Source organism: Stappia sp. 28M-7, assembly GCF_014252955.1.
Taxonomy (GTDB): domain Bacteria; phylum Pseudomonadota; class Alphaproteobacteria; order Rhizobiales; family Stappiaceae; genus Stappia.
The window spans coordinates 16,585-42,088 of sequence record NZ_JACMIA010000004.1 but is presented as its reverse complement, the minus strand read 5'-3'; the positions used below and the strand labels follow the sequence as shown (position 1 = coordinate 42,088).

The 25,504-nt window shown below is 62.8% G+C and carries 24 protein-coding genes and 1 pseudogene; 8 read left to right on the top strand and 17 right to left on the bottom strand.

The genetic code is table 11. From position 1 onward, the window contains the following. Positions 1-40: 40 nt before the first annotated feature. Together ftsH and H7H34_RS22990 are read right to left on the bottom strand one after the other, a co-directional pair. Positions 41-1,873 (bottom strand): ATP-dependent zinc metalloprotease FtsH, encoded by a 1,833-nt coding sequence (gene ftsH / locus H7H34_RS22995; protein ID WP_185926888.1) that lies wholly within the window; start codon positions 1,871-1,873, stop codon positions 41-43. A gap of 14 nt (positions 1,874-1,887) precedes the next feature. Continuing rightward, on the bottom strand, positions 1,888-2,319 hold the full coding sequence (locus tag H7H34_RS22990; RefSeq protein WP_185926887.1) for a MarR family winged helix-turn-helix transcriptional regulator: 432 nt from the start codon (positions 2,317-2,319) through the stop codon (positions 1,888-1,890). Positions 2,320-2,575: 256 nt separating this feature from the next. Here H7H34_RS22990 and H7H34_RS22985 point away from each other — a divergent pair, with 256 nt between their 5' ends. From H7H34_RS22985 to H7H34_RS22950, 8 genes and pseudogenes are all read left to right on the top strand, one after another. Beyond that, positions 2,576-2,947, top strand: coding sequence for an Hsp20/alpha crystallin family protein (locus H7H34_RS22985; RefSeq protein ID WP_245165646.1), 372 nt, complete (start codon positions 2,576-2,578; stop codon positions 2,945-2,947). Positions 2,948-2,961: 14 nt separating this feature from the next. Beyond that, a complete protein-coding gene (locus H7H34_RS22980; protein ID WP_185926885.1) occupies positions 2,962-3,360 on the top strand; it encodes an Hsp20/alpha crystallin family protein in 399 nt (132 codons plus the stop codon). A 20-nt stretch (positions 3,361-3,380) separates the two neighbouring features. After that, positions 3,381-3,872 (top strand): Hsp20/alpha crystallin family protein, encoded by a 492-nt coding sequence (locus tag H7H34_RS22975; RefSeq protein WP_086466662.1) that lies wholly within the window; start codon positions 3,381-3,383, stop codon positions 3,870-3,872. A 114-nt stretch (positions 3,873-3,986) separates the two neighbouring features. Then, the gene (locus H7H34_RS22970; RefSeq protein ID WP_185926884.1) at positions 3,987-4,478 is read left to right on the top strand and encodes a phosphate-starvation-inducible PsiE family protein; all 492 of its coding nucleotides are present in this window, start codon (positions 3,987-3,989) and stop codon (positions 4,476-4,478) included. Next, positions 4,475-5,593 (top strand): S1C family serine protease, encoded by a 1,119-nt coding sequence (locus tag H7H34_RS22965; protein WP_185926883.1) that lies wholly within the window; start codon positions 4,475-4,477, stop codon positions 5,591-5,593. The genes H7H34_RS22970 and H7H34_RS22965 overlap by 4 nt, the downstream gene beginning before the upstream one ends. A 9-nt stretch (positions 5,594-5,602) precedes the next feature. Continuing rightward, positions 5,603-6,547 (top strand): zinc metalloprotease HtpX, encoded by a 945-nt coding sequence (locus H7H34_RS22960; protein WP_086466659.1) that lies wholly within the window; start codon positions 5,603-5,605, stop codon positions 6,545-6,547. Between the two features lie 183 nt (positions 6,548-6,730). Further along, positions 6,731-7,033, top strand: a pseudogene (locus tag H7H34_RS22955) (IS481 family transposase); the annotation flags it as partial. Positions 7,034-7,166: 133 nt separating this feature from the next. Then, a complete protein-coding gene (locus tag H7H34_RS22950; protein ID WP_140056107.1) occupies positions 7,167-7,724 on the top strand; it encodes a hypothetical protein in 558 nt (185 codons plus the stop codon). 396 nt (positions 7,725-8,120) lie between these two features. Here H7H34_RS22950 and rlxS read toward each other — a convergent pair whose 3' ends face one another. The 15 genes from rlxS to H7H34_RS22875 form a co-directional block, all read right to left on the bottom strand. Then, a complete protein-coding gene (gene rlxS / locus H7H34_RS22945; RefSeq protein ID WP_185926905.1) occupies positions 8,121-10,136 on the bottom strand; it encodes a relaxase/mobilization nuclease RlxS in 2,016 nt (671 codons plus the stop codon). A gap of 342 nt (positions 10,137-10,478) precedes the next feature. Next, positions 10,479-11,126: a lytic transglycosylase domain-containing protein gene (locus H7H34_RS22940; protein WP_185926882.1), complete on the bottom strand. Its 648-nt coding sequence runs from the start codon at positions 11,124-11,126 to the stop codon at positions 10,479-10,481. Next, positions 11,114-11,617: a conjugative transfer signal peptidase TraF gene (traF, locus tag H7H34_RS22935; RefSeq protein WP_185926881.1), complete on the bottom strand. Its 504-nt coding sequence runs from the start codon at positions 11,615-11,617 to the stop codon at positions 11,114-11,116. The genes H7H34_RS22940 and traF overlap by 13 nt, the downstream gene beginning before the upstream one ends. After that, positions 11,614-11,853 (bottom strand): helix-turn-helix transcriptional regulator, encoded by a 240-nt coding sequence (locus H7H34_RS22930; RefSeq protein ID WP_021225996.1) that lies wholly within the window; start codon positions 11,851-11,853, stop codon positions 11,614-11,616. Before H7H34_RS22930 ends, traF begins: the two co-directional genes overlap by 4 nt. A gap of 164 nt (positions 11,854-12,017) precedes the next feature. After that, positions 12,018-12,230 carry a hypothetical protein gene (locus H7H34_RS22925; protein ID WP_185926880.1) on the bottom strand — a complete coding sequence of 71 codons (213 nt, stop codon included), beginning with the start codon at positions 12,228-12,230 and terminating at the stop codon, positions 12,018-12,020. 333 nt (positions 12,231-12,563) lie between these two features. After that, on the bottom strand, positions 12,564-12,902 hold the full coding sequence (locus tag H7H34_RS22920) for a DUF736 domain-containing protein (RefSeq protein ID WP_031298097.1): 339 nt from the start codon (positions 12,900-12,902) through the stop codon (positions 12,564-12,566). A gap of 963 nt (positions 12,903-13,865) precedes the next feature. Next, on the bottom strand, positions 13,866-15,959 hold the full coding sequence (locus tag H7H34_RS22915; protein WP_185926879.1) for an ATP-binding protein: 2,094 nt from the start codon (positions 15,957-15,959) through the stop codon (positions 13,866-13,868). Continuing rightward, positions 15,959-17,380, bottom strand: coding sequence for an SIR2 family protein (locus H7H34_RS22910; RefSeq protein WP_185926878.1), 1,422 nt, complete (start codon positions 17,378-17,380; stop codon positions 15,959-15,961). The genes H7H34_RS22915 and H7H34_RS22910 overlap by 1 nt, the downstream gene beginning before the upstream one ends. Before the next feature lie 12 nt (positions 17,381-17,392). Then, positions 17,393-17,602 carry a ribbon-helix-helix domain-containing protein gene (locus H7H34_RS22905; RefSeq protein WP_185926877.1) on the bottom strand — a complete coding sequence of 70 codons (210 nt, stop codon included), beginning with the start codon at positions 17,600-17,602 and terminating at the stop codon, positions 17,393-17,395. 106 nt (positions 17,603-17,708) lie between these two features. Then, positions 17,709-18,650 (bottom strand): DUF2493 domain-containing protein, encoded by a 942-nt coding sequence (locus tag H7H34_RS22900; RefSeq protein WP_185926876.1) that lies wholly within the window; start codon positions 18,648-18,650, stop codon positions 17,709-17,711. A 238-nt stretch (positions 18,651-18,888) separates the two neighbouring features. Continuing rightward, the gene (locus tag H7H34_RS22895; RefSeq protein ID WP_185926875.1) at positions 18,889-19,902 is read right to left on the bottom strand and encodes a DUF7146 domain-containing protein; all 1,014 of its coding nucleotides are present in this window, start codon (positions 19,900-19,902) and stop codon (positions 18,889-18,891) included. A 3-nt stretch (positions 19,903-19,905) separates the two neighbouring features. Continuing rightward, a complete protein-coding gene (locus H7H34_RS22890) occupies positions 19,906-24,153 on the bottom strand; it encodes a strawberry notch-like NTP hydrolase domain-containing protein (protein WP_185926904.1) in 4,248 nt (1,415 codons plus the stop codon). A 97-nt stretch (positions 24,154-24,250) separates the two neighbouring features. After that, on the bottom strand, positions 24,251-24,469 hold the full coding sequence (locus H7H34_RS22885; protein WP_185926874.1) for a DUF6117 family protein: 219 nt from the start codon (positions 24,467-24,469) through the stop codon (positions 24,251-24,253). A gap of 3 nt (positions 24,470-24,472) precedes the next feature. Continuing rightward, positions 24,473-24,826: a hypothetical protein gene (locus H7H34_RS22880; RefSeq protein ID WP_185926873.1), complete on the bottom strand. Its 354-nt coding sequence runs from the start codon at positions 24,824-24,826 to the stop codon at positions 24,473-24,475. Then, positions 24,823-25,422: a DUF7007 domain-containing protein gene (locus H7H34_RS22875; protein WP_185926872.1), complete on the bottom strand. Its 600-nt coding sequence runs from the start codon at positions 25,420-25,422 to the stop codon at positions 24,823-24,825. The genes H7H34_RS22880 and H7H34_RS22875 overlap by 4 nt, the downstream gene beginning before the upstream one ends. Positions 25,423-25,504 lie beyond the last annotated feature (82 nt).

Sequence of the window (25,504 nt, the reverse complement as noted above, 5' to 3'; positions counted from 1 at the left end):
AGTCAGGGTTGTCCGCCGATCATCTGCGTCAGTGACGGTGTCACGCAGCGACTGCTTCCGTTCTTTTCACCTTGGACCCAATTGCCACCAGATCGGGCTCGTCCAGTGTCTCCCGTTGCAGGAGATCCTGCGCCGATTGCTCGAGCAGCGCCCGGTTGGCTTCGAGAAGCGAGACGGTGCGCTTGAACACGCCATCCACGATGTCGCGCACCTTCGCGTCCATCCGCTCGGCAGTGGCCTCGCTGTAGCGGCGGTTCAGCCACGACGACTGGTCGCCGGTGCCGAGAAAGCCGGGCCGATCGGTGTCGTAGCTGACATGCCCGAGGTCTTCGTCCATCCCGTACCGCGCGACCATGGCGCGGGCGATATCGGTGGCCTTGACCAGATCGTCCGCCGCCCCGGTCGAGAGGTGGTCGTAGACAATCCTCTCGGCCGCGCGCCCGCCCAGCAGCACGGCGATCTTGTTCTCGAGTTCCTCCCGCGTCATCAGGAAGCGGTCCTCGGTCGGGCGCTGGATCGTGTAGCCGAGCGCGCCAATTCCGCGCGGTATGATCGAGACCTTGTGCACCGGGTCCACCCCCGGCAGAGCCATCGCCACCAGCGCGTGCCCCATCTCGTGGTGCGCCACGATCTCGCGTTCGCGCGGGTTCAGAACGCGGTTCTTCTTTTCCAACCCTGCGATGATGCGCTCGACGGCATTGTTGAAGTCGTCCATCGTCACCGCATCGGCCTTGCGGCGCGTGGCAAGCAGCGCAGCCTCGTTGACGAGATTGGCGAGGTCCGCCCCGGAAAAGCCGGGAGTAAGCGCTGCGACCTTCTCGGCTTCGACGTCCGGGGCGAGCTTCACCTTTTTCATGTGAACGCCGAGAATCTGCACACGTCCCTTCTTATCCGGCCGATCCACCAGCACCTGCCGGTCGAAGCGTCCCGCACGCAGCAGCGCGGGGTCGAGGATCTCTGGTCGGTTGGTGGCGGCCAGGAGCACGATGCCCACCGAAGGGTCGAAGCCGTCGAGCTCGGTCAGAAGCTGGTTCAGCGTCTGCTCACGCTCATCGTGGCCGCCAGCGATCTGGCCGGAGGAGCGCGCCCGCCCGAGAGCGTCGAGTTCGTCGATGAAGATGATCGCCGGCGCGGATTTCCGAGCCTGCTCGAAGAGGTCGCGCACCCGCGCGGCACCGACGCCCACGAACATCTCGACGAACTCGGAGCCCGAGATCGAAAAGAAGGTCACGCCGGCCTCGCCTGCCACTGCGCGCGCTAGAAGCGTCTTGCCGGTGCCTGGCGGCCCGACAAGCAATATGCCTTTGGGGATATGTGCGCCCAGCTTTCCGTATTCGGCGGGGTTCCTGAGGAACTCTACGACCTCCTCGAGCTCGGCCTTGGCCTCGTCCACACCGGCCACGTCGGCGAAGCTGACGCCGGTTTCTTTTTCCATGTAAACCTTGGCCTTGCTGCGGCCGACCTGCATGAACCCGCCGAAACCCTGTTTGTCGGCGAACTTACGGAACAGCAGCATCCAGATTCCGAAGAAGACAAGCGCTGGCGCCACCCAGGAAATCAGCGTGCCGAGAAAGGTGTTCTGAGGAACGCCCGTGATCTCGACGCCGGAGCGGTCGATCCGCTGCAGGATCGCGGGATCCACGACCGTGGTGACGAACTGGCTCTTGCCGTCGACGGGGTCGGTGAAGGTGCCGGTGATGGTGTCTGACCCGACCGCGACGGACGCGACCCTGCCATCCTCGAGATACTGCTCGAACTGGCTGTAGCTGATCGGTGCGACGGATTGCCAGCCGGCGATCAGGTTCTGGATGAAAAGCACGGCTATGAAAGCCACCACCCAGTACCAGATGTTGTATTCGGTCTTCCTTTCCATGCCGCTTGTCCCTTTCACTGGCGCCCGAGCCGCGCCCTGATCCGCTCGAGCAGCGCCAGCAGGATGCGCCTTTCGTCTGCCGACAGATCCTGCAGGATTTCATGTTCGAGCGCCGATTGCCGCGGCGCGAGTTCCTCCAGCATCCCCCGGGCCTTCGACGTTGCGGTGACGATCTGCGACCGCCTGTCGTCGAGCGAGGGCGACCGCTCGACCCAGCCGCCCCGGACCATGCGATCGACGAGCTGGCCCGCAGTGGCCGGGCCGACCTCAAGTCGGTCGGCCAGATCGCCGATGGTCAGCCCGGGCGCATCCTCGACATGCGCCGCCGCCATCCAGGACAGGCGGGTCAGGCCGCTGTCGCGGATGTCTTGGTCGATCCGCTGCTGGATGAGCTGCGCGACCCGGTGGATCGTCGTCCCGATCAGGGCGAGATCAGAAGTGATCAAGGGTATCTTTCCTCCGTCTGCATGAGAAACAGGATAGACTGCGGTCTACCCAAAGTGCAATGCAAGCATCATACATGCTTGCATAATAAATGGATCCACCTATCTTGATGGGCGGTCTCCGAACCGACATCCGGCCGGCACCGTTGCCCGGTCCCTCCATGCCGACGGTTCGGGGGCATCGATCAGCAACAGGAGGCCAGTAATGCTCTACCCGACATATCTGCGCCGCAGCGATCCCTTTGCGCTGATGCGCTCCATGATGCGCGATCTCGACCGCGGTTTCTGGCCGCCGGCCCGCGCGGCGTTCCCGGCGGTGAATGTCTGGCAAGGCCCTGAGGCCGTTGCCATCGCCGCTGAACTTCCCGGCATCGAACCGGGCGACATTGAGATTTCGGTTAAGGACAACGTCCTGACGCTTTCGGGCGAACGCAAGGCGCCCGAGGTTCCCGACGGTGCGCGCTGGCACCGCAACGAACGCGGTTTCGGCAGGTTTTCCCGCACTATCCGCCTGCCGTTCGCGGCCTCGGATGACAAGGTCGAGGCGAGGATGACGAACGGCGTATTGCGGATCGTCATCTCCCGGCCCGAGGAAGAAAAGCCGAAGAAAATCGAGATCAAGGCAGCCTGAGAGGAGCTGGAACGATGAGCACCGACATCACGCAAGCCGCCGAAAAGACGCCGACCGACTCGCCCGAGACCACCGGCGGCGGACGCATCTACCGCCCGTTGACCGATATCGTCGAGACCGATCAGGGTGTCTCCATGATGCTTGAAATGCCTGGGGTCGCCGCCGATGCGGTCGAGATCACGCTCGAAAATCGTGTGTTGACGATCCGCGGCAAAGTTGACTCGGTGCGGCCGGAAAACCTCGAACTTGCCTATGCCGAATATGGCGAGGGCGATTTCGAGCGTGCCTTCACGCTTTCCGAGGACTTCGACCCCAACAGGATCGAAGCCGAGATGCGTGGAGGTGTCCTCACCCTGACGCTCCCCCGAGCCCCTGAAGCGCAGCCGAAAAAGATCGCCGTCAAGGGCGCCTGAAAACCGAAGGAGACCATATCATGCAGATCAAAGACCTCATCCCCTGGGCGCGCAAGGACGGCGCGCCAGATGCCAAGAGCAGCGAAGACAACCCGATCGCGACACTCCAGCGCGAAATGAACCATGTGTTCGAGAACTTCTGGAACCGTGTCGGTCATTTCGAATGGCCCTTTGGCAGCGGCGAAGCGAAATCCGACGTGGTCGAGACCGACAAGGCGATCGAAGTATCGATCGAGCTGCCGGGCATGGAGATGAAGGACATCGAGGTGACGGTCAACGATGACATGTTGACTGTGAAGGGGGAGAAGAAGATCGAGCGCCAGGAGGAGAAAAAGGGGTATTACCTGTCCGAGCGCAGCTACGGCGCGATCTACCGGACAATTCCGCTCCCCCCCGGTGTGGATGGCGAAAAGGCGCAAGCATCCTTCAAGAACGGGGTTCTGACGATCAAGCTGCCCCAGACTCCCGAGGCGCAGGCCAAGGTCAAGCGCATCGAGGTCAAGAACGGCTGATTTGCCACATGGGGGTCGCCGGTTTGCGGCGTCCCCTCCGCTCCGTGCGATATCGCACCGTCTGGCGAAGCCCCGGGGAGCCTGTCTCTCCGGGGCGGCTTTCGAGAGGCAATCATGAAAGACTTGCAGCGATCCGGGCTGACCCGTGAACAATGGTCGGCGATGACGCTCTACGAGAAGTTCGAGCAAGTTGTCATCCTCGTCCTCAGCGTCATCATTGCGGCGATCGTCGTGGCGTCGGTCTGGGCGCTGATGCGCGAAGTCGTGAACCGCTTGGTTCTGGGGGCATTCGACACTCTCGATTACGCCACCTTCCAGGTGGTGTTCGGCATGATCTTCACCGTGGTGATCGCGCTCGAGTTCAAGCGCTCCCTTCTTGTTGCGACCGAACGCAGCTTCGGGATCCTCCAGGTCCGCACGATCGTGCTGATCGCGCTCCTCGCCATCGCGCGCAAATTCATCATCCTGGACCTCGGCGAGACGGAATCATCCAAGATTGCCGCACTCGCGGGCGCGGCGCTTGCGCTCGGGGTTGTCCATTGGCTCGTGCGCGATCAGGACCGACGCGAACAGCCCCCTACTGAAAATGCAGATGGCGGTCAATGAACCGAACCTTTTTCATTCGACTTGTTTCAGCAACCTCTGCCGCGCTCCTTATCATAATTGTGTGGCAGAGCTTTCCTATCATTCAGGGCGTTGTGCTCGGTGGGTTTGCCAAACCGCGCGCCGTGGCTCCGCGCGGCGACTTGGCGGCGTTTGAACAAAGCACCATCACGGTATTCAACGCCGCTCGAGACAGTGTCGTCTTCATCACGACGGCCGAGCGTGTAGTCGATCCCTGGACCCGGAATGCCTATGACGTTCCGCGCGGGAACGGTTCAGGATTCGTCTGGGACGAACTCGGTCATGTGGTGACGAACAATCATGTTATCGCCGGCGCGAGCCGGGCAGTCGTCAGGCTGGCTGATGGCCGTGCCTTCTCCGCGCGCCTGGTGGGGCGTGCCCCCGAGCACGATCTGGCAGTCCTGCATATCGGCGTAGGTTCTGACCGGCCACCGCCAATCCCCATCGGCACCAGCAACGAGTTGCGTGTCGGTCAGAGCGTGTTCGCCATCGGCAATCCGTTTGGCTTGGACTGGACGATGACGACCGGAATTGTCTCGGCTCTCGGCCGCGAATTGCCGGGAGAAGGCAGTCTCCCGATACGTGGCCTGATCCAGACGGACGCAGCAATTAACCCCGGAAATTCCGGTGGCCCTCTGATTGACAGCGCGGGGCGTCTGATCGGCGTCAACACGGCGATTTTCAGTCCATCCGGCGGCAGCGCGGGAATCGGCTTTGCGGTGCCCGTCGATACGGTCAATCGGGTGGTGCCACAGCTCATCGCTCGCGGCAGCTATGCACCGCCACGTCTCGGCGTTTTATTCGATCCTAGGGTCGATTCAATGCTCGCGCAGAAGGGCACCTCCGGCGTCATGGTCCTCGGAGTCGATCCTGACGGCCCCGCTGCCCGCGCGGGACTGGTCCCCGCCCGCATTAGCGGCGATGGGTTCATTGTAGCCGGCGACCGGATAATCGGCCTTGGAGCGACTAGAGTTGATGAAGCGGCTGACCTGATCGCGGCGCTCGAAGCGCATCGCCCCGGGGATCAGGTTGAATTGCACCTCCGGCGCGGCGATCAACACAAGAGCCTCAGGATCACACTTGGCGAACCGCGATAGGAGCCGGAAATGCCTGCTGTCTCGACGAGGCATCGATTTATCAATCTCGTCCAATCCGCGCTCTTGCTTGGCCTTATGGCGATGATCGCCTGGGTGTCCATGACAGCGGTCGTCGGCGCGGAGGTCGGGCTGCTGCTTGCCTTCGGAATGGTTGCGGGTCTGATTTTTGCCCCCAATCTGCCGCAAGACTTCTTGCTGTCCGCATATCAGGCGGAGCGCATAACGGGACGTGATGCGCCCGGCCTTGTCGCAGGAATAGCGGAACTTGCGCGACGTGCCGATTTGCCGCGCGCGCCGAAGCTCTATCGCGTATCGAGCCCGTTGCCGAACGCCTTCGCGATGGGCAGTCCGGAAGACAGTACAATCTGCGTCACCGATGGACTGCTTCAACTCCTCGACGGTCGCGAACTCGTCGGCGTCCTGGCTCACGAAGTTGGCCACATCGCGAACCGCGACCTGTGGATCATGGGATTGGCAGATATGATGTCACGGTTGGTTTCCATCGCGAGTTGGCTTGGACAATTCCTGCTGCTCCTCAACCTACCTCTTATTTTCGCGGGCGCGGTCTATGTTCCGTGGCATATCGTGGCGCTTCTCATCTTCGCGCCCACCTTGATGGCGCTCGTGCAGCTCGGCCTGTCGCGCACCCGCGAGTATGACGCAGATCGCGCGGCGGCAGAGCTGACTGGCGACCCGGAGGGTCTCATGAGAGCGCTGAGCAAACTCGAACGTCGTGTCGGAAGGTTCTGGGAAGAAATTTTTCTTCCCGGCCGGCGCATTCCCGAGCCGTCTCTCTTGCGAACGCATCCAAGCACAGAAAGTCGGATCGCCAGGCTGCGTGAACTCACCGCCTTGGCAACACCGCAGTATCCGACAATTGCGGGCATGTCTTATAAACCACGGCTACCCTCGTTCTTGCCGCCCAAATTCCGTCGATATGGATTTTATTGGTAGAACGCGCTTGGCATTTTACCACCAAAGTTTGCTCCTGACGAGATTGCGGTATCTTTAAAGCGCGAAACCAGCCAGAAGTTTCAATCGAATTTTGGCTCGCCTGAAAACTTCTTGCGGCAGATCTTGGTGTTTGATCCCGGGCTTTGATGGTGCATTGTTTTCCCAGGAATGGAAGGATGCACTATGGGACAGTTTCTTCACGGCAGCGCCACGACGACAGAGGCGGTTCGTCGAGCAATACAGAATAGTCAAGCGAGCCTGAAAACGCTGGCCAAGCGCTACGGGATTAACCAGAAGATGGCCGCCAAGTGGAAGAACCGTGATACGGTCAGCGACCGCCGGACGGGACCGGCAGAACCACGTTCGACGGTCCTGTCGGTGGAAGAGGAAGCGGTGATTGTCGCCTTCCGACGCCACACGATGCTGCCACTGGATGATTGCCTCAATGCGCTGCAGCCGACCATCCCGGATTTGACGCGTTCCTCGTAATGGTCTTCCGAGCAACGTTCGTTTACAAAATTTCTTCCTCTGGAAACTTTTCGGCACCGTAGGGATGAACCCCAGATACACGAGCCTCCTAATTTCATGACCGTAGCCTGCGGTATGGAAGGAAGTTTGCATGAGGAACAATCTCAAAACCCTAGCGCTCTTGTCGACAACAGTTTTGGTGTCGACGGTCTCCCCTTCGCTATCGAAAGCTCTCAACTCTCATTCACTTGATAGGGAGCGGCCGATCGTACGATCGATTGCCGATGCTGACGCGGCGCTTCACGATCGGCAGGTCTTCGCGCAAGTCGAACACGGTCCGTCTGCGAAAAAAGCGTTAATCGACTTCCTCGAGCCTCCCGTTTTCCGCCCTCGCTCGGCTAGCCCACGACCGGAAGATGATACGCGGCCACCCACAGCAAATGATCATCCGCCAGGTGGCGGTACGCAGCCGGTACCGTTGATTGCGACACTGGCGGCCGATCAAGCGATCGAACGAGGTGAAAAGGCCCAAGCTCTGAAGACCGCCGTCGAGGGATTGCGGTCGGCGATACCCCCCGACCAATTCGAAAAGCTGGCCAAAGCTGAGCATGCGGTGGGGATACTTCCTCCTCCGCGTCGTCCAAAGCAAGATCGGTCGATCCCGCATTGGGCCGATCGTGAGCTTCCCGCGTCTGTCCGGGAACACTAGCCGCTCGTCCACTGTCCCCCAACGGTGGACAAGCGACGCCGTTGACACGGCACACTTTTCGTTACCGCTCTCTATCCGCACCACCACCGCGGCGGGCCTTCTTGGAGGTTATGACCTCGCTCGGCCCGGGGACGTCGCGCTTCAGGGCGACGCAGTGCTTGCCGGGATGCTTGCGTTTGCAAGTGCACTTGCTGCGATTGCCGGGCTGATGGCTTGGCTCTAGCGCGCCAGCTTTACTCATTTCGTGATCTATCGGTTGATTCTGGCGGGGTTGCTCTAGACATTTCTGGCGAAACGCATGCTTTGCAGCGCTTAGCGGAAGGTCGCGCCGTCGTTTGATCAACACCGCGATTGTCAATTGAAGCCCCCTGCCGACGGGTCTTTCCCCACGAATGACTACGTTATGTTCGGCCCACCCCTCTGCCTCCCAATGGTCCAGGAAATGCCGTCGTCGCGCATGATGCCGGAGACCTGCTTGCCGACATGGCGTTCGAGGATGGGGCGCCAGGGGACGAGGGTGAATTCGCGGCTGTTTTCGACGAGCGCATATTTGCCGCTGGCAAGCTCAATGGAGCGGCGAAGCGTGCCTTCCACCGACTCGCCGGAGCGGGTCTCGACATAGGCGAGACCGATCTGGTCTGAGAGCTGGCCGGCAACACGGGCAAGCTCGCGCCGGCGCAGGGTCGCCAGCATGTTGGCACGATAGACGATCCGATTCTGTTCCTCGTGAGCGAGGCCCTCGGCGATCAGCCATTGCCGACGGCGCGCCTGGGCCTCGCGCACCTCCCGACCGAAACCGGAGTCGCGGGTGGGTTCCGGATGATCCGAGACGAGCTCGCGGTCGAGCCAGGTGGCACCGTCGGTGCCCACCTGCCGGTCGAGCGTGAGATGGGACAGCTTCTCGACGATGACCGGCGCTGCGCGAGCCATGCTCCGCTCGTATTCCACCACCCGGTCGAGATGGTCGGGCTCGACGATCCAGGTCCCGTCGGGCTCACGGGCAACGCCACCGGTGGCGCGGCGGATGGCTTCGAGCCGCCGCACATGGGTCTCGGCGTAATCCTCTGTGGCGCGGGGATCGTGCTTGAGGTGCAGGTCGATGGTGTAGCGCCCGTCGTTGGCAGCGGCGACCTCAGCGACGGTTCGATCCACGCGCCGAGGCTCGATGTTCTTCGGCGTCACACGCACGATATTGCCGTCCGGCGTCGGCTCGGTCGCCTCGCCCCTGCCGATGTCGACGTAATGGGTCCGCCCATCTACCCCGTCGACGATCAGATAATGGCGATCTTTGAGTTCGTCGGATAGCCCGCGCGCCACCACGCGCCCGATGACGGGGCTCGCGGTCGGGTCTCCTAGGTCGAGGATGACGTAATCGCCGGGGCTGCGGGCGATGTTTTGCCCGGCCGTTTCGCGGTGCATGGTCTTGATGATGTCGCCGCGCTCGCCCATGCGGCGGAGCGTATCCTCCAGCCCCACTTCCAGCCGCCACTGGCCGGGGCGAAGTTCCTCGGCCAAGCCGAGCCGCTTCAGCTTCTGCAGCCGGCCCACGCGCAGGCTCTGCTGGAAGGCGTCGCGGTCAGTCGCGGCGACGAGACCAGCATCGTCCATGTCACGGATGAGGCGGCGATCGATGCTGGTCAGGCGCTCCTGCTCGATCTCGCGGCGCAGCCGGTTCTCGATCTCGAAATCCGAGCGCGGCCCGAAATCCAGGCTGACGATCTCCGCGGCGCGCTCGCGCATGCCGGTGGTTATGTAATCGCGGGCGATGATGAGGTCCTTGCCGCGCTCGTCGCGGCCACGCACCAGGATATGCGTGTGCGGATGGCCGGTGTTGTAATGATCGACCGCCACCCAATCGAGCTTGGTACCGAGATCTTCCTCCATGCGGTTCATCAGGCGGCGGGTGAGCGGCTTGAGGTCGTCGTATTCCGCGCCGTCCTCGGCCGAGACGATGAAGCGGAACTGATGGCGGTCGCCCTCGGAACGCTCCAGGAAGGCTTTTCCGTCCGCCCGGTCCTGCTCGGCGCCGTAAAGCTCACCCGGCTCGCCCTCGCGGGTCACGCCGTCGCGCTGGATATACCGCAGATGGGCCCGCGCATTTTCCATTCCCTTGGCCATCCCCTTGCCGGCCAGCTTGACGATGCGGGATTTGATGATGACGCGGCGCTGGCGGAAGGCTGCGTAACGGTCTCGGTTCGCCAGCACGCGCCCGACGCCTGCGCCGCGCCCGATGCGGCTGCCGGTGAAGCGGGACTTGCGTGTGCCGCCCGCTCCGCCGCGCGCGAGGTTTGATGCAGCCAAAACCTGATGCAGGAATTTGCGGCCGCCCTTCGAGCCGCACGAGCGGATCTTGCCGAGCTTGGGTTTGAAATCGTCGTCGTTGAACACGGTCCGCTCCTCATCAATCCCCATAAAATGGTAGCGAAACTGGCCTCTGGAAATTGGTGCCAAACGACCCCAGGAAAACCGGGGAGTTGCGGTCCACATGGCACCACGGCGGGGGTGCATAGCACCACCCACCAACAGAAAAATCGATGTGCAGACAAAGGCTTAAAGCCCGCGACACCGCGGATGGTGCCGGAGCTTCATCTTGCCTTACGCGGCTCCCATCAGCCTGTCTGCGACCATCCACGATCATCTGCGATCACATCGACTGATGGCGAGAAAGCCCGGCAGCGGCGAAGCCGCGCCGCAGGGCGAAGAAAGGAACGAGAAGCGCATGGGGAAGCGGACTCTGGCGCCGCATTTCTCGCCTCATTTTTCATCCGATTTTCGCGTCGAAAGCGGCACGAAAAGCTCGCCATTCGGGACGGAATTTTCGTCACTTGCGGCCTCGTTTTTCGTCGGCGAGAGCGAGAAAAAAAGCCGCTGGCCGGAGGCGATTTGATCGGGATTCGGCGTGCCGGTCGGCGGAGAAATCGCTTCGTGCCGAGCGAATCCGCCCGCGTCCGCGAGCATCTTTTCGATGCGTGCGACATAAGCACGGGTCTCGGCGGGAAGCGGCTTTCTGTCACGGAGATATGTCTCGTAGCGGCCCGGCCCGGCATTATAGGCCGCGAAGAGCGCCGGATGACCGAAGCGGTCATGCATGGCCTTGAGATAGGCGGTCCCGGCGAGAATGTTGGCGCGCGGATCGAAGGGATCGGCGCCGAGATCATGCTGATCGCGCAACTTGGCCCAGGTCTCCGGCATGAGCTGCATCAGGCCCATGGCGCCCTTGGGTGAGACGGCGCGCACATCGCCGTTGCTCTCGGCCATGATGACCGCCTCGATCCATCTGGCGGGGATGCCAAAACGCTGCGACGCTTCGACAATGTGCGCCTGAAACTGGTCGACAGCGGCGGCCTCGGCGTGCGTGACGATGACAGCCGCCGCGAAGATAAGGGGGCTCAGTCGATCCATAGCGCGGCGAGCCTCCCGATCACGCGGGCGCTCGTCACCGGCCCGAAATAGCGGCTGTCGAAGGAGTCCGGGGCCTTCGTCAGGAGGAAGAATTCGCCCGGGACAAGTTCCCGGCATCCATTCCAGCGCGGCAGGGAACGTCCTGCCCGATCCACCTTGCGCTGGCGGGCAACGATTTCGCCATTGACGATGATGGCCCCGTCGAAGGCGCAAACATCATCCCCGGCGACGGCGGCAATGCGCTTGATGAGCGGCACGCCGGCGGGCAGATAGCCGCGGATGGCGGCCAGCTTTTCGATGGATTTCGGGATGCGGACCAGGACGAAATCGCCGCGTTCCGGCGCGCCGGAAACGACGCGATAGAGACCGATCGGCGCACTGGCGGAGGCGTTCCAGACAAGGCGCGGCTGGGGGTGCGCGATGGCGGAGAAGCCGACGAGCGCGATGCCCGCAAGCGTGGCGACGAGAGGAAGAACAGCGGGCCTTTTCATCCGCGTTCTCCCTCGTCAGATGTGGAGGAATGCCGTCGTCCTTCCGACCAGGCATCGAGGTCGGCGATGTGATAGCGGACAAAGCGGCCATGCTTGCGGAAGCGCGGGCCGTTCCCCGTCAGGCGCATCTTTTCAAGGGTGCGGAAGGAGAGGCCGAGATAGAATGCGGCCTCCCGCGTGGAGAGGAACGGCGAGCCTTTGCGGGCCTCGGCCGCCCTCGATGTGTGATCGGTCATCCTTTGGCTCCTTTCGGCGAAGATCGACGCGAATGGGCGAAGGATGTCGGCGGGGAGCGCGCTTGCTCAGGATCGAAAAACGGGGGGTGCCAAAAACGATCCCCCCTCGCGATGAATGGACGAGAGACCGGCGTCCGGCTCGAAAACGCCGCGAAAAGCGGGGCTCAACGCCCCGCTCTCGCGGTGTTCAGCAGCGCCTCGAGCGCTGCTTCCATCTCCGCGATCTGCTGCTTGGCCTCGATGCGCTCGCGCCTCGGCAGGCCGTTGCGCAGCTCCATATTGACGAGCCAGATGCTCTCGCGCAGCTCGTCCTCGGCGTAGAAATGGCCGCGATATTCAACGCGGATGTCGTGGGAGAAATTGATCTGGATGGACATGGGAACCTCCTTGATTGAGCCGTTCTCCCGTCGAGAACGGGGTCCCCGGTCATCCGGATAGAGCCTGTCAAGGACGGCAAAGCCGCCGCGAAGCGGGCGCGGGAGGAGCCAAAATGCGGAGTGGAGCGCGAGCGGAACGGAGCATTTTGGAGGGTGCCCGCGATCCTTTACAGGCTCGTCGCGCCGGATGGCAGACTGGGAAGATCGAGACGGAAAGCCCGTCGGCGCGACCAGCGCCGACACCGCTTGGATTGCGGCGGTCGGGCAGGGCGGAATGCATGAAGATAAGCCCCGCCGGATGCGCTCCGGCGGGGTCCTCGGGAGTGGGCGGGATCAGCGCTCGCGCGGCTCCCACAGGGCGAGGTGCGAGGTGCCGTCCTCCATCGGCGTCTCCAGCTTGACGAGGCGGGCGCGCACCCAGTTGGGGCCGAATTCCGGCGCGGCGATCTTGAGGTTCAGGTAGGTCTCGCCGCTCGACTTGGCGACCTGGCTCCAGCCGGCGCCGACCTCGTAGCGCTGGCCGTTGCCGGCATAGACGCGATAGTCGGGGGCGTTTTCGGACATCTTGTCTACGGGGACGACGACGAGGTTAGCGGTGACGTTGAGGGTTTTGAGGGTCCCGGTGAAGCTGCCGTCGTTCTGCTTGGTGAACGTGCCGAGGGTGATGGCCATGGTGATGATCCTTTCGCTGTTCGTCGCAGAGACCATCCCTGCGATGGCTCCAGCGAAAAGACCGCATAGGCGGGCCGGTTCACCCGTAGCGTGAGCGGAGGGCCGGAACGAAGTGGAGGACCCACCGGGAGGGAAAATTTGGAGCGAAGCGGGCGCGAGGAATGCCGGGAAAAGTTGACGGCTTCGCCGTCACCCGAAGGGGCGCAGCGTCAGCGGAGCACTTTTCGCGGCAGGGGAAATTTTCCCGGACGGCGGGTTGAACGGTCCGGCGCGGGATTTACGCGATGAGAGACATGCAGGGATGGTGACTGCCTCGATGAACAGTCGGCGAAGGAGCGCCATGGCCTTCCCCGTCACCGAGTTCACCGCATCGGACGACGGCTTGACCGGGGTTGCAACGACACGAAAATCGCCAACCACTCGGCCTTCGACCGCGCGCCGGGCATGTCCAAAGCTCCCGCTGCGCGCCGTTGACGGCATCGCCGCGGCGATGAAACTGGCGCCGCTGCGCCACCGTAGCCGCAGGCAGCGAGACCAATCCGACCGCCTGCGTGCCGCGCCCCTTTCGACCTCATGCGCACGCCCATCGGAGCCGGAGATGCAGGAAGGATGGCGTTCGAACCTGGCCTTGGGAGCCATGGCCCACGCCGCATTCTCCCCTCCAGGCCCCGTCACCATCGCGTCCAGCGGGGCGCGTCTTGGCCGGCGCCGTTGGACCGCCACCCGCCCGCGCAGCGGGCGTTCGCGCCAGGGATCGAAGCCGAAGGCCGAAACGCCGAAGGCGGTTCGGTTCACGAGAGCCCGGCGCGCGGGGCTTGTCCCGCGCGGGCGCCCAGCCATGCCGCGACAAGACACTGTGGCGCGGGTGAGGTATCGGAATTTGGGGGGCGACCTGCACACCATCACGAATGCCAGTAGGGGATCTGAATGTCCGTCAGCGCCTCGCCTGAAACCCGACAAATCTCAAAATGGGATTTCATCATCGAGGTCATCAGCCGAACTTGCCGCCTCAGCATGTTCAGCGGGTGATGCCGTTACGGCTTCGGGAACTTCTTTGGTCAGACCCCAGTTCTCGATGACATCCGCAAGCGGAAACGCCTCTTCCCCGCTCCAGTCTACAAAGGGTGCGGCGGTCGCGCTCCATGGCTCTTGGGTCGGCAGCTTGATTTGAACCCGTACAGGAACGTGCACGGAACTGCCAAACACAATAGCTTCCCCCGCTGCAAGCACAGTTACCTGATCAAGTAGCCGCTGGGCCTGCTTGGGGATGATGCGCCGGAAATGATCAATATCATCTGGGTTCTGAAGCCGGTGCGAGAAGAAATTGGCGCACTGGCTAATGATGGTCGGGCTTATCTCGCTGGGGCGCTGGCTGGCAACAATGAGTGACAGCCCAAATTTACGCCCCTCCTTGGCGACGCGCTCGAACGCCCTCCTAGACAGGCTTTGTCCTCGGTCCTCCACGCGACCTGGCGGTCTTGCGTAGTTGTGGGCTTCCTCCAAAACCAGCACCCAGGGGTATCGACTGCGTACGTCGGGACGCAGCATTTCCCGTGTTTCAAGGAGAAGCCTTCCAAGGAGCGCGCATGCGAAGGGCAGAACCTCCGAAGACAGCATGGAGAAGTCGAGGACGGAAACCCTTGAACCGGACTTTTGTCCGACCCCGAGCTTTTGCATCCAGTCCTCGTAGCTCTGGATACCCTGTTCCTCATAGCTGAAAAACGACTGCCAGCGTCTGTCATCGAGGCGTGTCCGAAGCCGCAGTTTCAACGTAAGGAGATACTGATCAATCCGTTTGCTGCCTTCCTGGTCGGTGGATCTATCGACCAAATTGGGATCGCGAAACTCGCGCACAGCGATGAACCGCGGCGCGTCGGCGGTCTTGGCAAAGTTCACGCCCTCATTCTGCCGCGCCGAAATCTTCTCCAGCAACGTTGATCGGATTTCACTGAGCCGATCCCTAACCGCCTTTTCGTTCGCGACCTTTCGCCACTGATTTGTCGCATCGGGCGTCCAGTTCGGAATCCCATTGAAGGTATTCCAGTCTATATCAGGCACATATTGCTGGGCGTGACTGATATACACGTCGAAGGTGCCGTTGGCCGGCTGTCGCGGGTCATCAAGCCAAGCCAATGCAGAATCAATCTTTCCTATGGCGACTTGCAAGGGATCGTAGGAAGCCGCGCCGCCTCGATTGGCTTTAGCGATCGACCACCAGTCCTTGAGAACGGGCTCCTGTGTTGCTTCGGACGCCTGAAGCCAGTCGCAAACCTCCTCCCCATTCATGAGCCACGCAGGCAGGCAGAATTCCTGCCCACTCAGGTAAATCTTATTTGGATCCCGCGCATAGGACGCCTGTGACTTATCAAGAAAGGCGCTTGCATACTCGCCGTTGATATCCAGGATGAAGACATGAGGTTCTGCCTTGGAGGCGACGGCGAACTTCTCATGCTCTATGATGCCTCGGATTAGGCTCGCGACCGTGTATGATTTTCCAGACCCGGTGTTGCCTACAACTGCGAGCGGCCGGGCGAAGAGGTCATTGAAGGACCCTTTCACCCGCGTATTTTCGTCACCCGTTTGATGGCCGATTTCCAGTGGGAAGTCGTAATCCCCCTCTGACCAATCGCGTGGTTTGTTCCGCTCGGGCGGATGGGCGAAGATACCTGACAGAACGTCGGGATTTGCTACCTCAGCCGGCGTATCAAGGGTCGGCAGGACCGTTATGCCTGGATCAAATTTCCATCCGGATTTGCCGGTCTGCTTCACCGTTCCAAGCAATTGCACTGACGCGATCCGCCGTGGCTTCGTCAGTTCCAGAGAAAGCTCTTCGTCACGGGTCGGGTCGTAGCTCTCCCGAGCTTCAAGATCGCTGAGCAGCCCGATTGCATGTGTGCCGGCTCCCAGGTCAAAGGTCAGGAAGGAGTTAATGGCAACTGCGCGCTGCACCCCATCCGGCGTGGCCCGAGACGATGACTTCGCGTCAGGGGAAAGTTCCACTTTCAGCCTGAAGCCGCTGACAGCGACCACATGCCCTATGATGCGCGGCTGTTCCATCAGGTGGCGCTCTCCGGGGCATCCGGCTTCCTGTCTTCTGTCTTCCTAATCTGCTCTTCAAAAGACCGAAGGCGCCTATAGTCATCGAGCCACTTTACATCCGGCATGATGTTCTGCGCGAAATCAGCGAACGTGGCGATCTTGTATGAGCATTTTTCGCCCGCACCGAGTCGCTCAGTCAGGACAAACGCCCTCTGACCCAGGCTCTGATAGCGGCGGACTCTTTCCACGATCGCGCTTTGTGGATTGGGCTCCACAACCAGCATGACTAGAGACGGATTCATCAAGGCCGTCTCGATGATCCGTGTCACGTGGTCGTCACCAAAACCGTATCCGACAACGAGGAAGAACGTCTGCGGTTGGTTCAGGCGCGCATGAAAGAGCCGGAACAGATGCGCATAGGGCATGTCCAACGTCTGAGTGAACTTCTGCGAGGTTGGCAGGATGCCGAAGGAGTTAATCGTGGAGAATCCTTCGGACTGTAGCTTCGCCGCCTTCTCTTCAGCAGGGAGCTTCCTGTAGTCGCTGGCAAACGAAAGGTCGCGGTGACGGGCGCGATACATCCCGTCATCGCCGACATACCAATGCAGGGAACCGTGAAGCTTGTAGTATTGCAGGAATTTGTCGAAGCGGCGCACCCGCCCCTCGGAGACGTCGCCAGGGTAATAGATATCAAGCCCATACACGGCTGGATCAAAGCGAGAGCTGGCTCTGCCAGAAAATCCGTCAAAATACTGGACGCCCAGTTCTTCCATCGCCTGCTCAAACAGCGTGTCGTAGTTGAGTGTGAAGAGATGGGTCCGCCCGAGGTTCGTGTCGCGGGCAATCAGCTTCGCGAGAAAGGGAATATGGCCCGATGACTGACCGTCGCTCGTACCCGAGAGTTCACCACGATCAATCTGGAGGGCACATTCAGCGAAGATGGCCTTCTCAACCAGTTTACGCAGTTCGGCTAAATCACCGTCGGCGAGCATCAGAGGAGGCTCCTCGCCCTCTGGCACGTCACCTTTCCAGACCACCGCGTCGACCGGCGAGCTGTCCGGGTTCGTCAGGCCCGACGCATTGAACAGGTAGCTGAGCCAGTCTTCAAACCCAAGGGGCCCACCATTCTCTTCTGTCGGCCAAGTTGCCTTCCTATGGCGCATGATGGAGGCCGCCTTCGGAGGAAGCTCGCATTTCTCGACCGCATCGAGAACAAGGCATTCGAGATTGTTTGTCCTGGGGCCAGCCATCAATCGACCACCGGCGCCGACCGAGCACCCGGCGGCCGTCAAGACAATGACGTTCTCCATCCGAAGCCAGTCAGCGAGGAGCGCCTGAATACGTCGCAGCGCGTCTTCCGAAGGCTTCCCAGCCAGCAAGTCTTCGCTTTCCCCGGCGGACACAGGGGAGAGAAGCTGGTATTTAGATTGCTCGGTCATACCTGCCTCTCCTTACACATCGCTGCCGGAAGATGGGCAGGTCTTCGCGTCCGAACCTCGAGCTGGCTTGCCCTCGGTCTCCAAATAACGGTCGAGAGCCTGGCGCAGCACCCATGCGATCGACGCGTCGTTTGCCTCAGCGATTTCCAGAATTCGCTTGTGCTGCGATTCGGTCAGGATGACCGTCGTCCGAAATGCCTTCCTGCTTAACCGCCGTGCCATGCCAGTCGTCCCATGCTCGGATAAATGATATGCAAAGTGCACCAATACTGTCACGTCATTTGGGGACCGACAGGCCATTCCAGCGCGTTCCCTTTTGGAGCGGCGCCTATGTGGCGCCGCTGTCGAAGGTCCATGTGGCGATCCCCATCTTCCGCGCCTTATCGACGAGGTTCTGGGAGATACCGGAACCAGGGAAGGCAATGACGCCGATTGGGAGCGCTTCGAGCATACGGTCATTGCGCTTGAAGGGTGCGGCGTTGCGGTGGCGGGTCCAATCGGGCTTGAAGACGATCTGCGGCACGTTGCGATTGTCGGCCCAGCAGGCGGCGATCTTCTCGGCGCCTTTCGGCGATCCGCCATGGATGAGCACCATGTCGGGGTGCTTCGCGAGGGCCTTGTCGAGGGCCTCCCAGATGCGGATGTGGTCGTTGCAGTCGACGCCGCCGGTGAACGCGATGCGCGGCCCGGCGGGCAGCAGCGGCTCGATCTCGGCCCGGCGCTTAGCGGCGATGAAATCGCGGCTGTCGATCATGGCCGCCGTCATCGTCTTGCGGTTCGTCATCGAGCCGGTATGCGGCCGCCAGGCGGAACCGGTCGCCGATTCGAACTGGATGGCGGCAAGATCGCGGAGGTTCTCGAAGGCGGCGCGGCGTTCGAGCAATGCCTCGCCACGGGCAATCAGGCGCTCGAGCTCGACGGACTTGACCTCCGAGCCGTCCTGCTCCTCCTGCAAACGGCGCTGCGCCACCTCGTTGTCGTCGAGGAGGCGGTCGAGATAGCCCAGGCGGCGGTGGAAAAGATTGGCGAAGCCCCAGAGGACGTCGTCGAGATCGTCATCGAGCGCCGTGTCGGCCATTAGGGCGATGAGGGCGGCTGCGGTGTTCTCGATCTCCTGCTCGGCCCGGTCGGCTTCGGGCACCGTCAGGCGCTCCGGATCGTCCGGGCCGGGACGGGTGCCGTGAAGCGCCATTTCGTCGAGGACATGGGCGGTTGGCGATGCCGCGTGAAGGGGTTCGAAGGCGTCGTCGGTGAAGAGATCGTGCAGCATGGGTCTGTCTCCCGGTTCCGAGGCCGCGCCCATCGCGGCCTTTCCGGGGATCGCCCGCCAGCGCCAAAGGGCGGCTTTGCACCCGCCGGGCCGCAACGAAGTGGAGGACGGCCGTCAGGCCGTTGCAAAGCCGGCCAGCGCTGGCAGATCCCTCTCTTGGAAAGGCCGTGGCGCGGCCCCTGCCGAACCGGAAGGCGGTCCCGATGCTCTCCCCTTCCCCGTCCGGCGCTGACGGATTTCACACGCATCGCCTCGGCTCATCCGCGACCAGGAAACGCTGAACATCGTCCGGGGCGAGCTGCTCGGCGAGCCATGCCGTGAGCCGGTCCGGGCCGAGGGTGAGGAGATCGGCGTTGAAATCCTCCGTCCTCGGGGCGAGGGCGCGGATGTCGATATCGTCGGCTCTGGCGCGGGCGCGCAATCGTTCCACCGCAAGGCGCCCGGCCCCGTCGTTGTCGCGCGCGACATAGAGGCGACGCAGCGCCAGCGGCAGAATCAGGGCAGCGAGGTGGGCGGCGGAGAGTGCGGCGACGACTGGCATGGCGGGCATCACGGCCTTGAGCGCCAGCGCCGTTTCGATGCCTTCCGCCGCCGTCAGGACGTCGGACGCAACGCCGAGCCGGACCGCGTTCCCGGCGAGATGGCCCATGGCGCGGCGGGGCTGATCGAGAGGCGCCTTGCCGCCCTCAGGATCAAGCCAGGTGCGATGCGCACCGGTGATGGCGCCATCGAGATCGGTGACGGCGGCGATGAGCGCCGGCCATATCTCGCGGCCTTGCGGCCCGCGATGAAAGCAGCGCGGATGAAAGCGGAGAGCGGCAACGTCCGCAGGCAGAATGATGCCGCGGCCTTGGAGATAGCGTTCCGCCAGCGTGCCCCGGATCGGCTTCGACGCGGCAAAGAGCCGCCGCGCCGCTTCGGAGGAGCCGGACGGCGCGGACGGGGCTACCTGGCGGATCGGCAGAACCGGCAGGCTGAGGAATCCCCGCCCCTCATCGAGCGCGGCGCGGAAGCCGAGGCCGCGATTGAGGGCGATGAGATCGAGAAGATCGCCATGCTCCCCGGTCGCCGTATCGCAAAACTTCCCGGCACGTTCTCCGGAAAGGCGGACATAAAGACTCCGCCCCGGAGTTCCCATGACATCGCCGCAGATCCAGTATCGGCCCTGGCGGCGGCCGTTCGGCAGGTAATAGCGGCACACCGCCTCGGCCTGTTCACCGAGACGGCGCGCCAGATCGGCGGCGCGGGACATATGTCACCCCCGATCCGCGATTTCGGTGAGCGGCCAACGGTCGGTGAGGCTCTCGAAAATCGCCTTGCCGGCCTCGCCCACCGGCACGAACAACCGCAGCTTCCACGAGATGATCTCGCCGAACAAGCCGCGCGCCTTCAGGGCATCGACCATGCCGGAAGTGAAGCCGGTGAGTTCGATGCGGTGCTCGTTCATCACCCGCGCGCGGCGCAGGACGAGGCCATCGGCGAGATGGGCCGTAACCTTGCCTTCGTTGATCAGACCCCAGGCGTCGCCAGCGGAGAGCTTCGGCGCGTCCATGCCGATATTGCGGCAGAACGCTTCCACCTCGATGGGCGTCAGCATCCGGCCGATGATGCGTTCGCCATCGTCGGTTTGCAGCCGATAAACGCGGGCGTTGCTCTCCGGAAGACGCCGCCAGATCGGCAGCAGCAGGCCGGTGACGAGATGGAACGTGCTCGTCGAGAATTCCGGGATTCCGGCGATCTCCTTTTCCCATGCGGCGATAAATTCTTCCCTCTCCGCTTCCTTCCAATGAGTGGCGGCGAAGTCATCGACGCTCATCGTGTTGCGCTGCATGGGGCGCAACAGCCGGACGCGGCGTTCCATGCTGCCGTCATCGAGCATCAGGCTCGGCGCGGAAGTTTTGACGGCGGCGCGGCCGGAGCGCTCATTGACGAGCAATCGCCCGCCTTCGATGGTGATCGCCTCTTCCGCCGTCATGGGGCGGTTGCGATCGCGCCGCTCGATCGTAAACAGCCGCGTCTCGGCGCCGCTGTCGTGCCGCCAAACCGTGCGCCGGTCGGTGACGATCAGGCTTTCGGCACGGATTGTCTCCAGCCCGACATCATGGACGCCCGCCGCAATCGCCGCCTCGATGCGGGCGTTCAAAATCTCCTCGAACGCCGCAAACAGCGTGTTCTGCATGGCGATGGGCAGTGCCAACAGCCGGTTGAGGAACGTCGTGATCGGCGGCAAATCCTCCTTCATGTTGCCGCCCTCGAAGGTCAGCGTCAGGCCGGTCATCTCCTCGAACTGCGTCAACGAACAACCCTGAATGGCGCCCTGCGCCAGCCAGCAATAGAACTGCCTGAGCGCCGCGCGGGCCTGATCGCCTTCGAGATTGTCTTCGGCGCGGAACAGCCCCTGGCCACCAGTCTGGCGCTGCCCGCGCGTGATGGCGCCAAGGGTATCGAGGCGGCGGGCAATCGTCGAAAGAAAGCGCTTCTCGGCCTTCACGTCCGTGGCGATGGGGCGGAACAGCGGCGGCTGCGCCTGATTGGTGCGGTTGGAGCGGCCGAGTCCCTGGATGGCGGTGTCGGCCTTCCATCCCGCTTCGAGCAGGTAATGGACGCGCAGGCGCTGATTCTTCGCGCCCCGGTCGGCATGGTAGGAGCGGCCCGTCCCGCCGGCGTCGGAGAAGACCAGGATGCGCTTCTCGTCATCCATGAAGGCTTGCGTCTCGGCGAGATTGGCCGAGGGCGGACGGTTTTCGACACAAAGCCGATCGCCCTTGCGCACGATCCGCCGTGACCGTCCCGTCACTTCCGCTACCTTGTCTGTCCCGAAGCGTTGAATGATCTGGTCGAGCGCGCCGGGCACGGGATCGAGCGAGGCGAGACGCTCGATCATCCGGTCACGGGAGGCGACGGCCTCGCGGCACTGGATCGGGTTGCCCTCGGCATCGAACGCGGGGCGCGAGCGCAGATTGCCGTCTTCGTCGGTATAAGGCTCATAAAGCTGCGTCGGGAAGGCATGCTGCAAATAGGTGAGGATCACGTCGCGGGGCGACAAATCGACGTTCAGGTCCGCCCATTCCTCGGCTGGAATCTCGGACAGACGGCGATCGAGGATCGCCTCGCCAGTCGAAACCAGTTGTACGATTGCGGCATGGCCCGTCTCCAAGTCCGCCTCGATGGATTTGATGAGCGTGGCGGTCTTCAGCCCCGAAAGCAGCGCTGCGAAGAAACGCTGCTTGGCGCCCTCGAACACCGACAGGGCGGCGGACTTCGCCTGGCCGTTGAGGGTTTTTCGCTCCCCGGTGACGTTCGAGGCTTCGAGGGCGGCATTCAGGTTGGAGTGAATCACCTGAAACGCTTCAGCATAGGCGTCGTAAGTTTCCACCTGCGCCGGGGTGAGATTGTGGTCGACGATCTCGACCTCGACGCCCTCATAGGACAGCGACCGCGCCGTGTAGAGGCCGAGGGCCTTCATGTCGCGGCTCATCACCTCCATGGCGGCGACCCCGCCGGCCTCGACCGCCTGCACAAACTCGGCTCGATTGGCGAAAGGGAAATCCTCGCCGCCCCACAAGCCCAGCCGCTCGGCATAGGCGAGGTTGCGCACGTCGGTGGCGCCGGTTGCGGAGACATAGACGATGCGAGCGTCCGGCAAGGCGCGCTGCAGGCGCAGGCCGGCACGACCTTGCTGGGAGGGAAGTTGTTCGCCGCGCTCACCCTTGCTGCCGGCGGCGTTGGCCATGGCATGGGCTTCGTCGAAAACGATCACGCCGTCGAAGCCGTCTCCCAGCCAGTCGATGACCTGGCGCAGGCGCGGCTCGTTGCGCAGGGTGGCGTAGGTCACGAACAGCACCCCTTCCGACAGCCGGACCGGCGTGCCCTGCTTGAAGCGCGACAGGGGCTGGACGAGCAGTTGCTCCATGCCCAGCGCCGACCAGTCGCGCTGCGCGTCCTCGATCAGCTTGTCGGACTTGGAGATCCACACCGCCTTGCGGCGGCCCTTGATCCAGTTGTCGAGGATGATGCCGGCGACCTGCCGGCCCTTGCCGCAGCCGGTGCCGTCGCCCAGGAACCAGCCGCGGCGGAAGCGCACGGCATTCTCGGCGCCTTCCGGTGCGGCATGGATATTGTCGAAGGTCTCATCGACCGTCCACGATCCCGCGAGATGCCGGGAATGCGCATCGCCGGCATAGATGACGCTCTCAAGCTGCGCGTCGGACAGGATGCCACTCTTTATTATATGCACCCGAAGATGCGGCCGATAGGAAGGGTGCGGCGGCGCCACCGAGGCCATGGCCGCCGACTGCACCAGCTTCGTCGGGTGCGGCTTGGCGCCCGGGATATGGATCGATTGCAGGGCGTAGCCCTCGTAGAGCGCGTCGGTCAGGTCGGCGCCCTCGGCCGGCTTCCATTCGATGGGTTCATAGGAGAGCTCGACAGCATCGGGCGCCGCAGAAATGGCGGGCTGCGGTCTGCGTGCGATTGGCGCGACCTTGCGCGCAACAGCGGGCTTCGCCGCTGTACCGAACCCGATCTCGCCGTCCGCCTCCAAGCGAGGCGGCACATGTTCGATGAGGCGGGCGAGCAATTCGGCGGCGTTCTCCGCGCGCGGCAATACCGGCGACGAAGCCGATTCAAGCGACTTGTCGATGACGGTGAGGCGCGTGTCGAAGGTCGTGCCGTGCTTGTAATAGACGGAGCCATCCACGACGCAGGTGAAACGCACCGCGCCGTTCAGCTTATCGACGGGGAAATTGTGCCCGGTGATGGCGACCAGGCGACCGCCCTCGGGCAGCCGCGCCAGCGCCGCGCGCACGTGATGGAAGTCCGCGTCGGACACGCGCCCCTGCACGTGGAGCGCCGCCGAGAAGGGCGGGTTCATGAGAACAACCGACGGAGCGACATCGTCCGCCAGCCGATCATCGATGCTGGCCGCGTCATGCGTGCTGACCGGGCTGTCCGGGAACAGCCGCCGCAGAAGCGCGGCCCGCGTATCGGCGATCTCGTTGAGCGCCAGCCGCGCACCCATGATCTCGGCGAATACGGCAAGCATCCCCGTGCCGGCCGACGGCTCCAGCACCGCATCGTCGCCGGTGAGGCCCGCCGCGATGCTGGCCGCATAGGCAAGCGGCATGGGTGTGCTGAACTGCTGGAACTCCTCGGACTCCTGCGTGCGACGGGTGTGGGTGGGAAGAAGTCCGGCGATGCGGGAAAGCATGGCGAGCCGCGCGGCGGGCGAGCCCGCCTTCTCCCGCATGGCGCGACCATATTTGCGGAGGAACAGAACCTGCGCGGCTTCGCAAGCTTCATATGCGGCTTTCCAGGTCCAGAAACCCTCGGCGTCCGAACCGCCGAACGCCTCCTCCATCGCTTGCCGCAGGACGCGGGCCTCGATGAGAAGGCCGCGTTCGAGACCGGTGAGAATGCGCTCCGCCGCCTTGAGGATGCAGGCGGCCTCTTCTTCGGGCGCACGGATGGGTGCGGCGGCCGTCACCGCCGCCGCTGGCGTCATCAGATTCATGAGATTGCTCCGGGATTGAGGTTTCAGGAAAATGCCGGGGCAGGCTCTCTCTTGCTTGCTCCCGGCCCGCCCTCATCCCGGTCTGCTCTCACTCTGGCGGGTGGGAAGCCACGTAGGGATTCCCCTCCGCCAGATGGCCGAACGGCGTGAAAAAGTATTCGCCGCCATCGTCACGCTGCACGGCGGCGAGCACATAACGCGGTATGCCATTGGACGCATCCGTGCATTCCATCAAGGCAAGGTCGCCGTTTCTGGCCGCACGCAGCAGAGTCTCGAAATTGGCGCGGATGTGATCGGGAATAGCCATGTGTCAGGCTCCCGAAACCAGATGAATGAGCGCGCCGCAGTCGGGACAATCGCCCGCCGGCATAATTTCGCCCGGCAGCACACGCGACCACATATCATGAACGGGGTCGGCCTTATCGACTGACCCATGCCAATTGCAGTTCCGGCATTGGCAGCATGGTTCTTCTTCCGAGGGCGCCGGGATGATTGACAGAATCTCGCGGTCGCGTTCTTCGCCGAGAACCTTGTCACGGATGAATCGGTGCTCATGGAGCAGGCCATCATCGATGATGGCTTGCGCTTCTTCCGTACTCGTGGCTTCAATTTCCCAGCGCTCCTCGATTTCGGCCGTGGCCTGAAGGGTGACGATGAATTTCATGACGCCGCCCTCCGTGCGATGAAGCTGGATGGGCCGTCATAGAGCGCGTGGCGGGTGGGATCGATGACGAAGCCGAATTTGCCGCGCCGGTCATACTCGGCATCCGGCACGAGATAGCGCCGCTCAGTAGAATCGGGCTTGCCCCAATGCCCGCGTCGGCCGCCTATTGTGGCGATGCACTCGACCATGCCGGGATGCTGGTCCGACCTTATCGCGCTGATGACGATCCAGTCGTTGGCGTGGCGTTCAAGGAACAGCCGATCGTCTTTGACGTGGGATTCGCCGGGGGCAAGGATAACGCCTGCGACGGTCTTGTATTCGTCGGGATACCATTCCTTCAGCGTGCGGATCGCCGCTTCGCGGTCCTTCTCGGAAAAGACTTCGGGAAAGGTAAAGGCGACTTTCGCCCAGGCGCAATCCTCCTCGTAAAATCCGTCCCTCTCGCGCAGAGCAGGATGAACCTTAGCGTTTCGCTCGCGGTCGAGCTTGAAGCCGCCATGCGACGGTGTGCCGTAGAAGACGATGCCCTCGGCATAGACCTTTTCATAGTCGGCTTTGCCCCATGGGGTGTAGGTAGGGTTGGTCGATTTCAGCATTTCGATCTCCAGAAAAACGCGAAGCCCGGCCCCGCGCGGACATTCCGCCGCACGGGGACCGGGCTTAAGTGGATGGATTTGA

Bases quoted from the DNA above. Each gene is read 5' to 3' on its own strand.
- H7H34_RS22940 (WP_185926882.1), bottom strand. From the start codon at position 11,126: ATGGATCGACTGAGCCCCCTTATCTTCGCGGCGGCTGTCATCGTCACG.
- H7H34_RS22895 (WP_185926875.1), bottom strand. From the start codon at position 19,902: ATGTCCCGCGCCGCCGATCTGGCGCGCCGTCTCGGTGAACAGGCCGAG.
- H7H34_RS22985 (WP_245165646.1), top strand. From the start codon at position 2,576: ATGATGCGCGATCTCGACCGCGGTTTCTGGCCGCCGGCCCGCGCGGCG.
- rlxS (WP_185926905.1), bottom strand. From the start codon at position 10,136: ATGGGGATTGATGAGGAGCGGACCGTGTTCAACGACGACGATTTCAAA.
- H7H34_RS22970 (WP_185926884.1), top strand. From the start codon at position 3,987: ATGAAAGACTTGCAGCGATCCGGGCTGACCCGTGAACAATGGTCGGCG.
- H7H34_RS22875 (WP_185926872.1), bottom strand. From the start codon at position 25,422: ATGCTGAAATCGACCAACCCTACCTACACCCCATGGGGCAAAGCCGAC.
- H7H34_RS22975 (WP_086466662.1), top strand. From the start codon at position 3,381: ATGCAGATCAAAGACCTCATCCCCTGGGCGCGCAAGGACGGCGCGCCA.
- traF (WP_185926881.1), bottom strand. From the start codon at position 11,617: ATGAAAAGGCCCGCTGTTCTTCCTCTCGTCGCCACGCTTGCGGGCATC.
- H7H34_RS22960 (WP_086466659.1), top strand. From the start codon at position 5,603: ATGCCTGCTGTCTCGACGAGGCATCGATTTATCAATCTCGTCCAATCC.
- H7H34_RS22890 (WP_185926904.1), bottom strand. From the start codon at position 24,153: ATGACGCCAGCGGCGGCGGTGACGGCCGCCGCACCCATCCGTGCGCCC.
- H7H34_RS22965 (WP_185926883.1), top strand. From the start codon at position 4,475: ATGAACCGAACCTTTTTCATTCGACTTGTTTCAGCAACCTCTGCCGCG.
- H7H34_RS22915 (WP_185926879.1), bottom strand. From the start codon at position 15,959: ATGGAACAGCCGCGCATCATAGGGCATGTGGTCGCTGTCAGCGGCTTC.
- H7H34_RS22905 (WP_185926877.1), bottom strand. From the start codon at position 17,602: ATGGCACGGCGGTTAAGCAGGAAGGCATTTCGGACGACGGTCATCCTG.
- H7H34_RS22950 (WP_140056107.1), top strand. From the start codon at position 7,167: ATGAGGAACAATCTCAAAACCCTAGCGCTCTTGTCGACAACAGTTTTG.
- H7H34_RS22925 (WP_185926880.1), bottom strand. From the start codon at position 12,230: ATGTCCATCCAGATCAATTTCTCCCACGACATCCGCGTTGAATATCGC.
- H7H34_RS22880 (WP_185926873.1), bottom strand. From the start codon at position 24,826: ATGAAATTCATCGTCACCCTTCAGGCCACGGCCGAAATCGAGGAGCGC.
- H7H34_RS22920 (WP_031298097.1), bottom strand. From the start codon at position 12,902: ATGGCCATCACCCTCGGCACGTTCACCAAGCAGAACGACGGCAGCTTC.
- H7H34_RS22900 (WP_185926876.1), bottom strand. From the start codon at position 18,650: ATGCTGCACGATCTCTTCACCGACGACGCCTTCGAACCCCTTCACGCG.
- H7H34_RS22885 (WP_185926874.1), bottom strand. From the start codon at position 24,469: ATGGCTATTCCCGATCACATCCGCGCCAATTTCGAGACTCTGCTGCGT.
- H7H34_RS22980 (WP_185926885.1), top strand. From the start codon at position 2,962: ATGAGCACCGACATCACGCAAGCCGCCGAAAAGACGCCGACCGACTCG.
- H7H34_RS22910 (WP_185926878.1), bottom strand. From the start codon at position 17,380: ATGACCGAGCAATCTAAATACCAGCTTCTCTCCCCTGTGTCCGCCGGG.
- ftsH (WP_185926888.1), bottom strand. From the start codon at position 1,873: ATGGAAAGGAAGACCGAATACAACATCTGGTACTGGGTGGTGGCTTTC.
- H7H34_RS22930 (WP_021225996.1), bottom strand. From the start codon at position 11,853: ATGACCGATCACACATCGAGGGCGGCCGAGGCCCGCAAAGGCTCGCCG.